We start from the raw sequence: 13,383 nt of genomic DNA on the forward strand, positions 1-13,383 counted from the left end.
ACAGCTCTGCGGGGCAGGCCGGTGTGACCTGCGGGTGGCTCAGATGTCGAAGTACAGCTCGAACTCGTGCGGGTGGGGGCGGAGCTGCATGGGGGCGATCTCGTTGGTGCGCTTGTAGTCGATCCAGGTCTCGATCAGGTCGCCGGTGAAGACGCCGCCCGCCTGGAGGTACTCGTTGTCGGCCTCCAGGGCGTCGAGGACGGCCGGGAGGGAGGTCGGGACCTGCGGGACGCCGGCGTGCTCCTCGGGGGCCAGCTCGTAGAGGTCCTTGTCGATCGGCTCGGCCGGCTCGATCTTGTTCTTGATGCCGTCCAGGCCGGCCATCATCAGCGCGGAGAAGGCCAGGTAGGGGTTGGAGGACGGGTCCGGGGCGCGGAACTCGACGCGCTTGGCCTTGGGGTTGGCGCCGGTGATCGGGATGCGCATGGCCGCGGAGCGGTTCCGCTGCGAGTAGACCAGGTTCACCGGGGCCTCGAAGCCGGGCACCAGGCGGTGGTAGGAGTTCACCGTCGGGTTGGTGAAGGCCAGCAGCGACGGGGCGTGCTTGAGGATGCCGCCGATGTAGTAGCGGGCGGTGTCGGAGAGGCCCGCGTAGCCCTGCTCGTCGTAGAACAGGGGCTCGCCGCCCTGCCACAGCGACTGGTGGACGTGCATGCCCGAGCCGTTGTCGCCGAAGATCGGCTTCGGCATGAAGGTGGCGGTCTTGCCGTTGCGCCAGGCGACGTTCTTCACGATGTACTTGAAGAGCATCAGGTCGTCGGCGGCGGCGAGCAGCGTGTTGAACTTGTAGTTGATCTCGGCCTGTCCGGCGGTGCCGACCTCGTGGTGCTGGCGCTCGACCTGGAGGCCGGCCTTGTCCAGCTCCAGGGAGATCTCGGCGCGCAGGTCGGCGAAGTGGTCGACCGGCGGGGCGGGGAAGTAGCCGCCCTTGTAGCGGACCTTGTAGCCGCGGTTGCCGCCGTCCTCGATGGCGCCGGTGTTCCAGGCGCCCGCCTCGGAGTCGATGTGGTAGTAGCCGGCGTTGGCCTTGGTCTCGAAGCGCACGTCGTCGAAGACGTAGAACTCGGCCTCGGGCCCGAAGAAGGCGGTGTCGGCGATGCCGGAGGAGGCGAGGTACGCCTCGGCCTTCTTCGCCACGTTCCGCGGGTCGCGGCTGTACTGCTCGCCGGTGATCGGGTCGTGGATGAAGAAGTTGACGTTGAGTGTCTTGTCGCGGCGGAACGGGTCCACGCGGGCGGTCGAGAGGTCCGGGACCAGGGCCATGTCGGACTCGTGGATGGCCTGGAAGCCGCGGATCGAGGAGCCGTCGAACATCAGGTGCTCGGCCGGGTCGAACGACTTGGCCGGTACCGTGAAGTGCTGCATGATGCCGGGCAGGTCGCAGAACCGTACGTCGACGAACTTCACGTCCTCGTCCGCGATGAACTTCTGGGCTTCGTCGGCGTTCTGGAACATTCGACTCCTCCTAGTCCCGCCGTGTGGGGACGGGCTTTGCTGCCGTGAGAGCGCGGGCCGGTGCGGGGGCACGCTGATCCCCGACCATAGGGAGACGCCATTTCTCGGGCATGACCCATTTGTTTCGCCGATGTTAACCACCCTACGGCCCGGAAACCTCGCCAACCGGGCGGTCGTGGACGATTTCGCCCGCGATACCGTGGAGCCGTGGACAACAGGGAAGCAATCGGATCGTGGCTCTCCGGCCCGCGCAGCGCGGCCGAGGGCATGGGCGCGGACTTCGGCTACCGCGGTGAACGGCTCGGCCTGCCGCAGGACGGCCCCCGGTCGGTCGCGTCGTTCGGGCGGCGGCTGGGCGCCATCTTCATCGACTGGGCGCTGGCCGTGCTCATCTCCTACGGGCTCCTCTCGGGCGGCGCGCTGCAGACCGCGAACCGGTGGGCGCTGCCCGTCTTCCTGGTGATGGTCCTGCTCACGGTGGGCACGGTCGGCTTCACCCCGGGCAAGCGCATCCTCGGCCTGCGCGTGGTCGCGGTGGACGGGCTGGGCCGGCTGGCGACGTGGCGGGTGCTGGTCCGCACGGTCCTGCTCGGCCTCGCGATCCCCGCGCTGATCTGGGACCGCGACGGGCGCGGCCTGCACGACCAGCTCTCCGGTGCGGTCCAGGTCCGCATCTGACCGGTCCGCCGGCCGGCGGAGACATGCGAGAGGGGCCGGTGCACCGCACCGGCCCCTCAGCCGTTCGTCGGGGTGGCGGTCGTCAGCGCCGGCCGCCGTTCGGGCCCTTCGGCAGCCGCATGCCCTTCGGCATGGGGCCCTTGGGCATGGGCATGTTGCTCATCAGGTCGCCGAGCGCACGCAGCCGGTCGTTGGTGGCGGTGATCTGCGAGCCCTGCATCACGCGGGGCAGCTTCAGCATGGTGGTGCGCAGCTTCTTCAGCGGCACCTGGCCCTCGTCGTTGCCGACGACCAGGTCGTGCACGGGAACCTCCGCGACGACCCGGCTCATCTTCCGCTTCTCCGCTGCGAGCAGTCCCCGCAGCCGGTTGGGGTTGCCCTCGGCGACGAGCACGATGCCGGGCTTCCCGACGGCCCGGTGCACCACGTCCTGGTTCCGGTTCATCGCGACGGCGGGGGTGACGTTCCAGCCCCGGCCGATGTTGTCGAGGACTGCGGCGGCGGCACCGGGCTGGCCCTCCATCTGCCCGAACGCCGCCCGCTCCGCGCGCCGCCCGAAGACGATCGCCGTGGCGAGGAAGGCGAGCAGCACGCCGAGAATGCCCAGGTAGACCGGATGGCCGATGAGGAAGCCGATCCCGAGCAGGACACCGAGCGTGCCGAGACCGATGCCGGCCAGAATCCAGCCGATCTTCCGGTCCACGCGCCGGGTCATCTTGTACGTCAGGCCGATCTGCTTGAACCGGCCCGGGTTCTCGGAAGTGTCCTGCCTCGCCATAGGGCGCAGTTTACGTGGCGCGCCGGAGCGCTTCCGCCCCGGCCGGGTGTACGCCCCGCCGGGACCGGCGTTCGTGGCGCGTGCGGCCGGGTCTAGCCGTGCTGGAGGGCGCCCGCCCCGGCCTGCGGAACGGCCTGCGGAACGGCGGCGACCGCAGGGCGCGGAGCGGCCACGGGGCGGAGCGCCGTGCCCGGGGTGGGCATCGCGGTCAGCAGCCGCTCGGCCTCCGCCCTGGCGCGCGCCCGGGAGCGGTCCTCCAGGACCGCCTGCCAGGCGTTACGGCGCGCGGTGCGGCCACCGCCGTCCAGCAGCAGACCCTCCAACGTGCGCAGGGCGGTACGCATGCTTCCTCCGGAGATTGAAGAAAAGAGCCGGGGCCCGCGCCGCACGGCGAAGCGCCGGACGCGGGGTGTGAGTACATCGTCACTCACGGGTGTTACCAGCGCATGTCGATCAGGTCAAAGGGACCCGGCGGCGCTGGGGCGAAGTGCGGCCGAACTCACACCGCCGCCCGCCGCGCCGGGCCCCGCGTACCGGGGCGGCCGTCCCCGTGCGCACGCCCGAAGGGGCGCGGGGCGGCGTGCCCCGCACCGCCCCGTCGTCGGGCGGTCAGGCGGCCTTCGCCGCGCGGGCGTCCATGGCCTGCCGGTACAGGCGCCCGGCGCGGTAGGAGGAGCGGACCAGCGGACCGGACATGACGCCGGCGAAGCCGATCTCGTCCGCCTCCTGCTGGAGCTCCACGAACTCCTCCGGCTTGACCCAGCGCTCCACCGGGTGGTGCCGGGGCGACGGGCGGAGGTACTGCGTGATGGTGATCAGCTCGCAGCCGGCCCCGTGCAGGTCGCGCAGCGCCTGGGAGACCTCCTCGCGCGTCTCGCCCATGCCGAGGATCAGGTTCGACTTGGTGACCAGGCCGTCCTCGCGGGCCCGGGTGATGACCTCGAGCGACCGCTCGTAGCGGAAGGCGGGGCGGATGCGCTTGAAGATGCGCGGCACCGTCTCGACGTTGTGGGCGAGGACCTCGGGGCGCGAGGAGAAGACCTCGGCGAGCTGTTCGGGCACCGCGTTGAAGTCCGGGATCAGCAGCTCGACGCCGGTGTCCGGCATCGCCGCGTGGATCTGGCGGACCGTCTCCGCGTACAGCCAGGCACCGCCGTCATCGAGGTCGTCGCGGGCCACACCGGTGATGGTGGCGTAGCGCAGCTCCATCTGCTGGACGGACTCCGCCACGCGCCGGGGCTCGTCGCGGTCCAGTTCGGCGGGTTTCCCGGTGTCGATCTGGCAGAAGTCGCAGCGCCGGGTGCACTGCTCGCCCCCGATGAGGAAGGTGGCCTCGCGGTCCTCCCAGCACTCGAAGATGTTGGGGCAGCCGGCTTCCTGACAGACGGTGTGCAGACCCTCGTCCTTCACGAGCTTCTGCAGGGCGTTGTACTCGGGGCCCATCTTCGCCCGGGTCTTGATCCACTCGGGCTTGCGCTCGATGGGGGTCTGGCTGTTGCGGACCTCCAAGCGGAGCATCTTGCGACCGTCGGGTGCGACAGCGGACACGTCCGGCTCCCTACGTACTTTCGATTCCTCGGTGCGTATCAGAGTACGCCTGCCGTTGTGCGGGTCAGACGGCGCGGGGGAGGGGAAGTGTCTCCTCCAGCACCGCACGGAGGTGCTTCTCCACTACGGGAAGCACTTCGGCGACCGGAACATTCCTGCCCAGCTCGTCCGAGAGCGAGGTGACGCCCGCGTCACGGATGCCGCACGGCACGATCCGGTCGAACTCGGTGTTGTCGGGATCACAGTTCAGTGCGAAGCCGTGCATGGTCACGCCCTTCGCGACCCGGATGCCGATGGCGGCCAGTTTCCGGTCCTCCCGGCGCTGCCCCGCGTTGGACGGGGCGTATTCCGGGCCGCTCAGCCGCGGGTCGAACTCCTCGTCCGTCAGCCGCGGGTCGAAGTCCAGCGCCAGCCCGCCCAGCGCCTGCCGCTCGTGACCTCTGGTCGCGCTCCGCCTCGATTCCGCTGCGGCCGAGTGCCCCTTCCTCGTTCCTCGGTCCGGACCCTCACCCTGCGCTGCATCTCGGCTGCGCCGCTCGTGGACCGGGTCGCCGAGAATCCACACGCCGCTGCGCCCCTCGATACGGGTCGTCTCCAGGCCGAACTCGGCGGCGGCCCGGATCAGCGCCTCCTCCAGCCGCCGCACGTGCGCCACGACGTCGACCGGGCGCGGCAGCTTCAGGATCGGGTAGCCGACGAGCTGGCCGGGGCCGTGCCAGGTGATCTTCCCGCCGCGGTCCACGTCCACCACCGGGGTGCCGTCCAGCGGGCGTTCGCTGTCCTCGGTGCGGCGGCCGGCGGTGTACACGGCCTGGTGCTCCAGCAGCAGACAGGTGTCCGGGGACTCGTCCGCGAACCGTGCCGCGTGCACCCGGCGCTGCTCCTGCCACGCCGCGGTGTACTCCACGGCGTCGGCGCCGAAGCCCAGGTGGACGAAGCGCAGCTCGCTCACGGCCGTCTCCTCTGCGTGCGTCTCGGGCGCGGGCACGCGCCCCGGTGCGCTCGATGCACACCCCAGCCACTCTACGGCGGGCCCCGTGCGGACCCGGAGGCGACCGCCTACTCACACGTACGGATGAATACGCGGCGGTCAGGGCCGGTGCGGGCGCTGTGGCCGTTACATTCGCGCCGTTCCAGCAGGGCGCCCCGGCGTCTGCGCGCAAGCCGTGAGTCAGGAGACCGTACAGCCGATGACGACGGAACGACCTGGGGGTTCCCCCCAGCAGCGCACGCCCAACCGACGCCTCGCCGCGCTCATCGCGGAAGCCGGGTTCTCCCACGCGGGCCTCGCCCGCCGGGTGGACCAGCTCGGCCTCGAACACGGTCTCGACCTGCGCTACGACAAGACGTCCGTGACCCGCTGGCTGCGCGGGCAGCAGCCGCGCGGCACCACCCCCGCCCTGATCGCGGAGGTCTTCACCCGCCGACTGGGCCGACGCCTGTCCGCGCAGGACCTCGGCCTGGACGCGTGCGCTCCGGTGTACGCGGGTCTGGAGTTCGCCGCGACGCCCGCCGAGGCGGTGGACATCGTCAGCGGGCTCTGGCGCAAGGACACCGGTGCACAGGCCGACCTGCGGAAGATCGCGTTCACACCGGCCGGTCTGGTGGTGCCCAGCCGGGACTGGCTGATCGGGCGGTCCGACGAGCGCGTCGCACGTGGTGGCGGTGGCGAAGGGCCGGCGGTGCCGTCGGCGGCTTCCGCGCGGGTGCCGCAGCAGGCGCGCGGCGCGAGCCCGGTGCTCCGGCCGGGCGCGGTCGCGGCGTCACCGGGAGCCGGGCGCCTGGCGGGAGGGGTGCGGGTACCGCGCCCCGCCGGGGCGGCGGACCCGGTGGGTGTCCCCGGCGGCCCGGGTACCGCATCCGGTACCGCCGCCGGGCGGGCCGCCTTCACCGAGCCGGCGCAGCTCACCGAACGCGGTCCGGGCCGTCGCGTGACCGGAGGCGACGTCGCCGCGCTGCGCTCGGTCTGCGACCTCTTCCGCGCGCTCGACCACGCCTACGGCGGCGGCCACGCCCGCCAGGGCCTGGTGCGGTACCTCGAACACGAGGCGGAGCCGCTGCTGCGCGGCGTCTACGGCGAGCAGACCGGGCGCCGCCTCTTCGGCGCGGTCGCCGACCTCACCCGGCTCGCCGGCTGGACTTCGTACGACGTCGCGGCGCACGGCCTCGCCCAGCGCTACTTCGTGCAGGCGTTGCGGCTCTCGCAGGCGGCGGGCGACCGGGCGTACGGCGCTTACGTGCTGGTGACGATGAGCCGCCAGGCCGTCTACCTCGGGCACGGCCGGGAGGCGGTGCAGCTCGCGCGGGTGGCGCAGCAGGGCGTGGGTGCGGCGGCGCCGTCCGCGGTCCAGGCGCTGCTGCACGCGGCCGAGGCGCGCGGCCACGGCGTGCTCGGTGAGGTGCGGGCCTGCACCGCTTCGCTGGCGCGTGCCGAACGGTCGCTGGAGGCCGTGCGGCAGGGGGAGGAGGTGCCGCCCTGGGCGCGCTTCTTCGACGAGGCGCAGCTCGCGGACGAGTTCGGGCACTGCCACCGGGACCTCCAGCAGTATCGCGCGGCGGCACAGCACGCGGAGCGCGCGCTGCGGCTGCGCGGCGCGGGCTATGCGCGCAGCCGGTTGCTCTGCCGGGTGGTGCTGGCGACCGCGCGGCTCGGGCTGGGCGAGGTCGAGCAGGCGTGTGCGCTCGCGGCGGAGGCGGCGCACCAGGCCGCGGAGATGCGGTCGGCGCGGGCGTTCGAGTACGTGCGCGACTTCGAACGCCGTCTCGAGCCGTACCGCGACGCGGGGCCGGTGCGCGTCTACCGCGAGCGCGTCGCAGCCCTGGGCTGAACGGCCGGGGGCGGGGCGCTCCGAGCCCCCGCCCCCGGCCCCGGGAGGGGCTACCGGCGAGCCGGCGCCGGGAGCAGGTCGCGGACGGCGCGGCAGGTCGTGCGGGACGGACGGTGGATGCCTATCCGCTCGGCCAGGCCGCAGATGCGGCGGTCCGTCGCCCGGTCCGGCGTGTAGACGCCGGAGTCGAGCAACGCGATCGCCAGCCGCATCGCCTTCAGCCGGCGGTTGTGCGTGACGTACCACTCTCGGGGCTGCCCGGCGGGCAGCGGCACCTTGCGGACGACGGTCATCAGCGACCTCCCAGGACGTGGGTGAGCCCTCGCGATTCTGTCTCCAGAATACCGCCGCCCACTGACAAAAGGCCCTGGCCAGAGCGCATGTGACGGCCCGTCGGGAGGGCTTTCGGCCAGGTCTGTTCAGGCCGCCGCGCGCACGCCCGGGCCGCCCTCCGAGGCGGATCGCAGACCGAGATCGCGCAGCACCTCGGCGGCCGCCCGCCGGGCCGAGGCGAGGGCCCCCTGCGGACCCGACACCTCACGGTGGTCGCCGCACACGTACAGGCCGCACAGCACGCGCACGGCCCGCCGGATGTCGTGCGGGGCGGGCATCGCGGGCACGGCGCGCGGGTCGTGATGGACGGCCATCGCCTCCCAGCCGTCCGACGGCACTCCGTGCAGCACGCCCGCGTGGGCCCGTACCGCCCTCTCCAGCGTGGCCGCCGGTTCCCCGGCCGCCTTGCCGAGCACCACGGACGTCACCAGCGGCCGTCCGTCGCCCGGCGCCCGGGACGGGTCGACCGCCGATGCCACCCAGCTGTGCGAGACCGGGCCGCGGCGCTCGGCGTCGACCAGCAGCGCGTCCCCGTGCGGCAGCGGGCCGTCCGCGAGGTGGTGCAGCACCGTCACCGGGTGGTGCGGCGGGACGCGCAGGCCGGGCAGCAGCTGCGCCGCCCGGTGCGCACCGGCCGCGATGACCACGGCGCGGCAGCCGATGCTGCCGTGCCCGGCCGTGTCCACCGCGCTCGCGCAGACCGAGGTGGCGCGCACCCCGGTCCGTACGGAGCCCCGGGGCAGCGCGGCGGCCAGGACTTCCGGCAGCGCGCCGGCACCGCCGGCCGGTACGCACAGCCCGGCGCGGGCGAAGCCGCGCAGCGCCAGGTCGGCGACCCGGCTGGACGTGGTCAGCGCCGGATCGGACAGCAGCGCGGAGAGCAGCGGGCGTATCAGGGCGTCGACCGTACGGCCGGACAGGCCGCGCCCGGCGAGCGCCTTCGACGCGGACATCTCGGGCCGGGCGTGCAGGCGTTCTTCGGGCAGCGCGGCCAGCCTGCCCAGGGCGGCCCGGAGCCGCGAGACCTCCACGGCGTCGCTCACCGCCGTACGGGTCAGCGCGCGGGCCGAGCGCAGCGCGCCGCGGCCCACCCGGCCGCCGTGCGGGTGGCCGCCCCGCCCCGGCCGTCCGGCGTGCGGGCGGACGTCTGCGACGCGCAGCGCCCGGTTCCCGGTCCGCAGCACGGCGCCGGCCGCGAAGGGACGCAGCGCGAGCGCCGATCCCAGGCCCAGGCCGGGCAGTTCGGCCTCGGGCCAGCCGGGGCAGAGCAATCCCGGTGCGCGGTCCAGCAGACGGCCGTCCACCTCGTCGGTGCGCATCCGGCCGCCGATGCGGCCCTCGGCCTCCAGAACCACGACCTGCAGCCCCGCACCGGCCAGGTGCAGTGCCGCTGCCAGGCCGGCCGGCCCGGCGCCCACGACGACGACGTCGGTCTCCTCCGCGTGCGTGCGGCGTGCGAGTGCGCTGTTGATCGGCACGTGCCCTCCCCAAGGTCGTCGAGCGACAGCAAGGGCCTTTTCCCGTCGGAGCGTTGGACGTTCCGTCTGGCTCATGCCCGCAGGCAGAGCCGGGAATACCCGAGGGAGTCGACTCTATGCACACGCGGACTCGCCGTCAGTAGTGCACGGGGTGGCACGGGCGCACGACGGCGCACGCCCGGGGACACGACCGGCGCGCGGGAGCGGTCAGGCCGTCAGCGCGCCCGCCGGAACCCGACAGGTGGTCAGGCGGTGCGGTCCAGTGCGGCCCGCACCGCGTCCTCCACCGTCGGGAAGGCGAAGCGGAACCCGGACTCCAGCAGCCGCCGGGGCAGCACACGCTGCGAGCCGACCACGTCGTCGGCGAACTCGCCGAGGACCAGCCGCAGTACGGCCACGGGCACCGGGAACAGCGCGGGCCGCCGCAGCACCCGCGCCATCGCCGCCGTCACCTCGCGGTTGGTGACGGGTTCCGGTGCGGTGAGGTTCACCGGTCCGTCCAGCGCCGGGGTGTCGAGCAGGTGGCGCAGCGCGGCGACGTGGTCGTGCAGCGCGATGTGGCTCCAGTACTGCCGCCCGTCGCCGAGGCGGCCGCCGATGCCCGCCCGGAAGATCGGGAACAGCCGCCCCCAGGCACCGCCCTGACGGGCCACCACCAGTCCGGTCCTTGCGAACACGGTGCGGACGCCCGCCTGTTCGGCGGGTGCCGCGGCAGCCTCCCAGCCGCGGCACAGGTCGGCCATGAAGCCGGAGCCGGCTGCCGCGGACTCGTCCACCGCGCGCGTCCCGGTGTCGCCGTACCAGCCGATCGCGGTGCCGACGAGGAAGGTCGCGGGCGGCTCCGCCATGCCCGCGAGCGCTTCGGCCAGCGTGGCGGTGCCCAGCACCCGGCTGTCCCGCAGCTCCTTCTTGTACGCCTCGGTCCACCGGCGTTCGCCGACGCCGGCGCCCGCGAGGTGGACCACCGCCCCGCAGCCCGCCAGGCCGGCGGTGTCCACGGTGCCGCCCTTCGGGTCCCACGCCACCTCGTCATCCGCGCGCGGAGGGCGCCGCACCACGCGCACCACCTCGTGGCCGTCCCTGCGGAGGGAGGAGACGAGGGCGGAGCCGATGAGGCCGTTCGAACCGGTCACTGCGAGGCGCATGGTCGTAATCCTGTGGACGTGGGCGGCGGACGAGGACGAGAGTGACGCGTATGCCCTCCCAGTTCACCATCCGGGCCGCCTCCGACGCCGACGAGGGCCCGCTCGGCGTCCTCGACCGACGGACCTGGTCCCCGCTGCACGCGGTCACGCCGCGACCCGAGCCGCCGTACCCCTCCTTCTTCGCCACCACCGGCTCCGAGGACCACCTCGTCGCCGACCTGACGGGGCGCGGCCTCGTCGGCTACGTCCGGCTGGGGCGCCCCACCGAGCTGGAGTCCAACGCGCACGTCCGCCAGATCCGCGGCCTCGCGGTGGACGAGGGGGCGCGCGGCATCGGCGTCGCACGCGCCCTGCTGGAGGGGGTGTGCGCGCTGGCCCGGGGGCGGGGCGCGCGGCGCCTCACCCTCCGCGTGCTGGGGCCGAACGTGCCCGCCCGGGCGCTGTACGAGTCGGCCGGCTTCCGGGTCGAGGGCGTGCTGCCGGAGGAGTTCTGGCTGGACGGCGCGTACGTGGACGACGTGCTGATGGGCCGGTCGCTGGCCGGCTGACCGGTGCCGCGCCGGGGACGGACGCAGGCGGCAGCAGGCTGCACCCGCCACCGGGGCGGGGCCGCTCAGGTGCGGAAACGTCCCCACAGGCGGGGGAGGCGTTCGGCCAGCGCCGCGTCGTCCTCCAGGTCGAGCGGGGCGCCCTCCGGATCGGAGGGCCGGTCCGGGAGCCCGAGGTCCGGCAGCTCGCCGCCGGTGAGCTGCTCGTACGCCTCGTCCGCCGCGAAGCCCAGGTCCTCGGCCTCGCCGTCCAGCTCCTCGTCGAAGTCCTCCAGCAGCTCGGCGAGCGCGTCCGCGTCGTGCGCGGCGACCTCGAAGAGGTGCCGGCCCTGCCCGATGAGCCAGCAGCGGAAGGCGTCGAAGGCGTCGTCGCTGACCCCGTCCAGCAGAATCCAGGCCGCCGCCCACAGGTCCCACTGGTAGGCGCGGCGGTAGCGGACCTCGAAGTGCCGGGCGAAGTACGTCACGGCGTCCGGGTCGAGCTGTGTGAGCCGGTCGACCAGGACGTCGGCCTGCTCGTCGGGGTCTCCCTCGGCGGCCTCGCGGGCGGCGTCGACGTGCTCCCAGAACTCCGTCTCGTCCATCACGGCACCAGCATCCAGCCTGGTGGGCCCCGACGCACGCGGAATGCCCGGGACACGCCGACGCCTTCCGCCGCGGCGGGGCATGCCTCCGCCCGACCCGCCCCGCCGAACCCGTCTGCCACGGCCGGATGGCGCTTCGCCGAGGACGGGAGCACTATGGGCCGCAAGGACTGTCCGGGGCGCGCGAAGAGAACCTCTGACCTGGTTCTTTCCCGCGGACGACCGGACGGGCACGGCCTGAGCGACGAAGGACGGCGTCATGGCTGAGCATTCCCGCCCGCAGCACCAGCCCCGCGAGCGCTGGGGTTCCCGCACCGGGTTCCTCTTCGCTGCGATCGGCTCGGCCGTCGGGCTCGGCAACATCTGGCGGTTTCCCGCCGTCGCGTACGAGAACGGCGGCGGCTCCTTTCTCCTGCCCTATCTCGCGGCTCTGCTCACCGCCGGTCTGCCGCTGCTGATCCTGGAGTACAGCGTCGGCCGGAAGTACCGGAAGTCGCCGCCCGCCGCGTTCCGGGCGCTGGGCAAGCCGGGGCAGTTCATCGGCTGGTGGCAGGTGGCGATCTGCTTCGTCATCGCGACCTACTACGCCGTCATCCTGGCCTGGGCCATCCGCTACGTCGGATTCTCCTTCGGGCAGGACTGGGGCGAGGACCCCGAGGCGTTCCTCTTCGGCGACTTCCTGCAGACCGCCGAGACCCCCGGTGACGTGAGCGACGCCTTCGTGGGCGGCGTCTTCTGGCCGCTGCTGGCGGTGTGGCTGGTCGTGCTGTTCGTCCTGTACCTGGGTGTGCGCAAGGGCATCGAGAAGGCCAACATCGTCTTCATCCCGCTGCTGGCGCTGTTCTTCGTGGTCCTGGTCGTGCGCGCGCTCACCCTGGACGGCGCGGCGACCGGCCTGGACGCGTTCTTCACCCCGGACTGGTCGGCGCTGGGCGACGGCAGCGTCTGGGTCGCGGCCTACGGGCAGATCTTCTTCTCGCTGTCCATCGGCTTCGGCATCATGGTCACCTACTCCTCCTACCTGGGGCGCCGTTCGGACCTCAGCGGATCGGCGCTCGTCGCCGGCTTCTCCAACAGCGCCTTCGAGATCCTGGCCGGCATCGGCGTCTTCGCCACCCTGGGATTCCTGGCCGCCGAGTCCGGAGTCGGGGTGGGAGAGGTGGCCACGGACGGCCTCGGGCTGGCCTTCGTGGCCTTCCCGGCGGTCATTTCCACCATGCCCGCCGGGTGGTTCTTCGGCGTGCTGTTCTTCGGGTCCCTGGTCTTCGCCGGCTTCAGCTCGCTGATCAGCATCGTGCAGGTCGTGGTGGCGTCCGTGCAGGACCGGCTGCGGGTCGGCCGGCCGGTCGCCGTGGTCACGGTGACCGGCGCGATCGGGATCATCTCGCTGTTGCTGTTCTCCAACGACAACGGCCTGTACCTGCTGGACGCCGCCGACCACTTCATCAACCAGTACGGCATCGTGCTGGCCGGTCTGGTCTTCGTCGTGTTCGTGGCCTGGTGGCTGCGCCGGCTGCCGCAGCTGCAGCAGAGCGTCAACGCCACCTCCGCGGTGCGGCTGGGCTGGTGGTGGGTGGCCTGTCTGGGCGTGGTCACGCCGCTGGTGCTGGGTTGGATGATGATCGACAGCCTGCTCGCCGAGTTCGACGCCAACTACGGCGACTACACCACCGACTTCCTGCTGAGGTACGGCTGGAGCGTCGCTCTCGGCGCCCTGGTCGTCGGCATCCTGATCTCGCTCGTGCCGTGGCGCTCCGACGAGGAACTGCCTCCCACCGGGCCCGGGGGACCGGGCGGGACGGCCGACCTGCCCGAAGGGAGGAGGCACTGATGTCCACAAGTGCCATCATCATGATGATCGTCTTCATCGTGGTCATCTGGGGCGGGATGGCCGCCGCGATCCTCAAGCTCCGCGGCTTCCCGGACCTGCCCGACGACGACGAGCCCACGACCGACGGGGCCGGTTGACGCCGGCACGGCCACGGCGCCCACCCGGCACGTGCGCCGG

At 73.0% G+C, this 13,383-nt stretch carries 13 protein-coding genes and 1 pseudogene; 5 read left to right on the forward strand and 9 right to left on the reverse strand.

What is annotated here, in order from left to right:
* Positions 1 to 39: 39 nt before the first annotated feature.
* Positions 40 to 1,455 (reverse strand): type I glutamate--ammonia ligase, encoded by a 1,416-nt coding sequence (gene glnA, locus K304_RS0106365; RefSeq protein ID WP_027763066.1) that lies wholly within the window; start codon positions 1,453 to 1,455, stop codon positions 40 to 42.
* Between the two features lie 207 nt (positions 1,456 to 1,662).
* On the opposite strand from glnA, the gene K304_RS0106370 reads away from it, so the two are divergent.
* Complete coding sequence (locus K304_RS0106370; RefSeq protein WP_078528649.1) at positions 1,663 to 2,133, forward strand: RDD family protein; 471 nt, start codon at positions 1,663 to 1,665, stop codon at positions 2,131 to 2,133.
* 82 nt (positions 2,134 to 2,215) lie between these two features.
* On the opposite strand, the gene K304_RS0106375 is transcribed toward K304_RS0106370, so the two are convergent.
* The 4 genes and pseudogenes from K304_RS0106375 to lipB form a co-directional block, all read right to left on the reverse strand.
* Positions 2,216 to 2,911 (reverse strand): DUF4191 domain-containing protein, encoded by a 696-nt coding sequence (locus K304_RS0106375; protein ID WP_027763068.1) that lies wholly within the window; start codon positions 2,909 to 2,911, stop codon positions 2,216 to 2,218.
* A gap of 200 nt (positions 2,912 to 3,111) precedes the next feature.
* Positions 3,112 to 3,255 (reverse strand): annotated as a pseudogene (locus K304_RS33910) (SCO2195 family GlnR-regulated protein); the annotation flags it as partial.
* Between the two features lie 265 nt (positions 3,256 to 3,520).
* Complete coding sequence (lipA, locus tag K304_RS0106385) at positions 3,521 to 4,459, reverse strand: lipoyl synthase (RefSeq protein WP_027763069.1); 939 nt, start codon at positions 4,457 to 4,459, stop codon at positions 3,521 to 3,523.
* 64 nt (positions 4,460 to 4,523) lie between these two features.
* Positions 4,524 to 5,411, reverse strand: coding sequence for a lipoyl(octanoyl) transferase LipB (gene lipB / locus K304_RS0106390; protein ID WP_027763070.1), 888 nt, complete (start codon positions 5,409 to 5,411; stop codon positions 4,524 to 4,526).
* A gap of 238 nt (positions 5,412 to 5,649) precedes the next feature.
* On the opposite strand from lipB, the gene K304_RS0106395 reads away from it, so the two are divergent.
* The gene (locus K304_RS0106395) at positions 5,650 to 7,287 is read left to right on the forward strand and encodes an NsdA family TPR-like regulatory protein (protein WP_027763071.1); all 1,638 of its coding nucleotides are present in this window, start codon (positions 5,650 to 5,652) and stop codon (positions 7,285 to 7,287) included.
* 50 nt (positions 7,288 to 7,337) lie between these two features.
* Here the strand turns inward: K304_RS0106395 and K304_RS27620 are convergent, their stop codons facing one another.
* From K304_RS27620 to K304_RS0106410, 3 genes are all read right to left on the reverse strand, one after another.
* On the reverse strand, positions 7,338 to 7,580 hold the full coding sequence (locus tag K304_RS27620) for a hypothetical protein (protein WP_037789340.1): 243 nt from the start codon (positions 7,578 to 7,580) through the stop codon (positions 7,338 to 7,340).
* A gap of 126 nt (positions 7,581 to 7,706) precedes the next feature.
* The gene (locus K304_RS0106405) at positions 7,707 to 9,098 is read right to left on the reverse strand and encodes an FAD-dependent oxidoreductase (protein WP_027763072.1); all 1,392 of its coding nucleotides are present in this window, start codon (positions 9,096 to 9,098) and stop codon (positions 7,707 to 7,709) included.
* A gap of 245 nt (positions 9,099 to 9,343) precedes the next feature.
* A complete protein-coding gene (locus K304_RS0106410) occupies positions 9,344 to 10,243 on the reverse strand; it encodes a TIGR01777 family oxidoreductase (protein WP_037789341.1) in 900 nt (299 codons plus the stop codon).
* Between the two features lie 50 nt (positions 10,244 to 10,293).
* On the opposite strand from K304_RS0106410, the gene K304_RS0106415 reads away from it, so the two are divergent.
* On the forward strand, positions 10,294 to 10,791 hold the full coding sequence (locus K304_RS0106415) for a GNAT family N-acetyltransferase (RefSeq protein ID WP_037789343.1): 498 nt from the start codon (positions 10,294 to 10,296) through the stop codon (positions 10,789 to 10,791).
* Positions 10,792 to 10,856: 65 nt separating this feature from the next.
* On the opposite strand, the gene K304_RS0106420 is transcribed toward K304_RS0106415, so the two are convergent.
* A complete protein-coding gene (locus K304_RS0106420) occupies positions 10,857 to 11,375 on the reverse strand; it encodes a DUF4240 domain-containing protein (RefSeq protein WP_027763075.1) in 519 nt (172 codons plus the stop codon).
* Positions 11,376 to 11,634: 259 nt separating this feature from the next.
* Here K304_RS0106420 and K304_RS27625 point away from each other — a divergent pair, with 259 nt between their 5' ends.
* Together K304_RS27625 and K304_RS32000 are read left to right on the forward strand one after the other, a co-directional pair.
* Positions 11,635 to 13,206 (forward strand): sodium-dependent transporter, encoded by a 1,572-nt coding sequence (locus K304_RS27625; RefSeq protein ID WP_078528654.1) that lies wholly within the window; start codon positions 11,635 to 11,637, stop codon positions 13,204 to 13,206.
* On the forward strand, positions 13,206 to 13,343 hold the full coding sequence (locus tag K304_RS32000) for a methionine/alanine import family NSS transporter small subunit (protein WP_078528656.1): 138 nt from the start codon (positions 13,206 to 13,208) through the stop codon (positions 13,341 to 13,343). Before K304_RS27625 ends, K304_RS32000 begins: the two co-directional genes overlap by 1 nt.
* Positions 13,344 to 13,383: the final 40 nt, after the last annotated feature.

The sequence above is a fragment of the Streptomyces sp. CNS606 genome (assembly GCF_000426325.1).

What these genes read in the sequence shown, in the direction of transcription:
- glnA (WP_027763066.1), bottom strand. Translation starts at nt 1,455, where the DNA reads ATGTTCCAGAACGCCGACGAAGCCCAGAAGTTCATCGCGGACGAGGAC.
- K304_RS0106375 (WP_027763068.1), bottom strand. Translation starts at nt 2,911, where the DNA reads ATGGCGAGGCAGGACACTTCCGAGAACCCGGGCCGGTTCAAGCAGATC.
- K304_RS0106395 (WP_027763071.1), top strand. Translation starts at nt 5,650, where the DNA reads ATGACGACGGAACGACCTGGGGGTTCCCCCCAGCAGCGCACGCCCAAC.
- K304_RS27620 (WP_037789340.1), bottom strand. Translation starts at nt 7,580, where the DNA reads ATGACCGTCGTCCGCAAGGTGCCGCTGCCCGCCGGGCAGCCCCGAGAG.
- K304_RS0106410 (WP_037789341.1), bottom strand. Translation starts at nt 10,243, where the DNA reads ATGCGCCTCGCAGTGACCGGTTCGAACGGCCTCATCGGCTCCGCCCTC.
- K304_RS0106415 (WP_037789343.1), top strand. Translation starts at nt 10,294, where the DNA reads ATGCCCTCCCAGTTCACCATCCGGGCCGCCTCCGACGCCGACGAGGGC.
- K304_RS0106420 (WP_027763075.1), bottom strand. Translation starts at nt 11,375, where the DNA reads ATGGACGAGACGGAGTTCTGGGAGCACGTCGACGCCGCCCGCGAGGCC.
- K304_RS27625 (WP_078528654.1), top strand. Translation starts at nt 11,635, where the DNA reads ATGGCTGAGCATTCCCGCCCGCAGCACCAGCCCCGCGAGCGCTGGGGT.
- K304_RS32000 (WP_078528656.1), top strand. Translation starts at nt 13,206, where the DNA reads ATGTCCACAAGTGCCATCATCATGATGATCGTCTTCATCGTGGTCATC.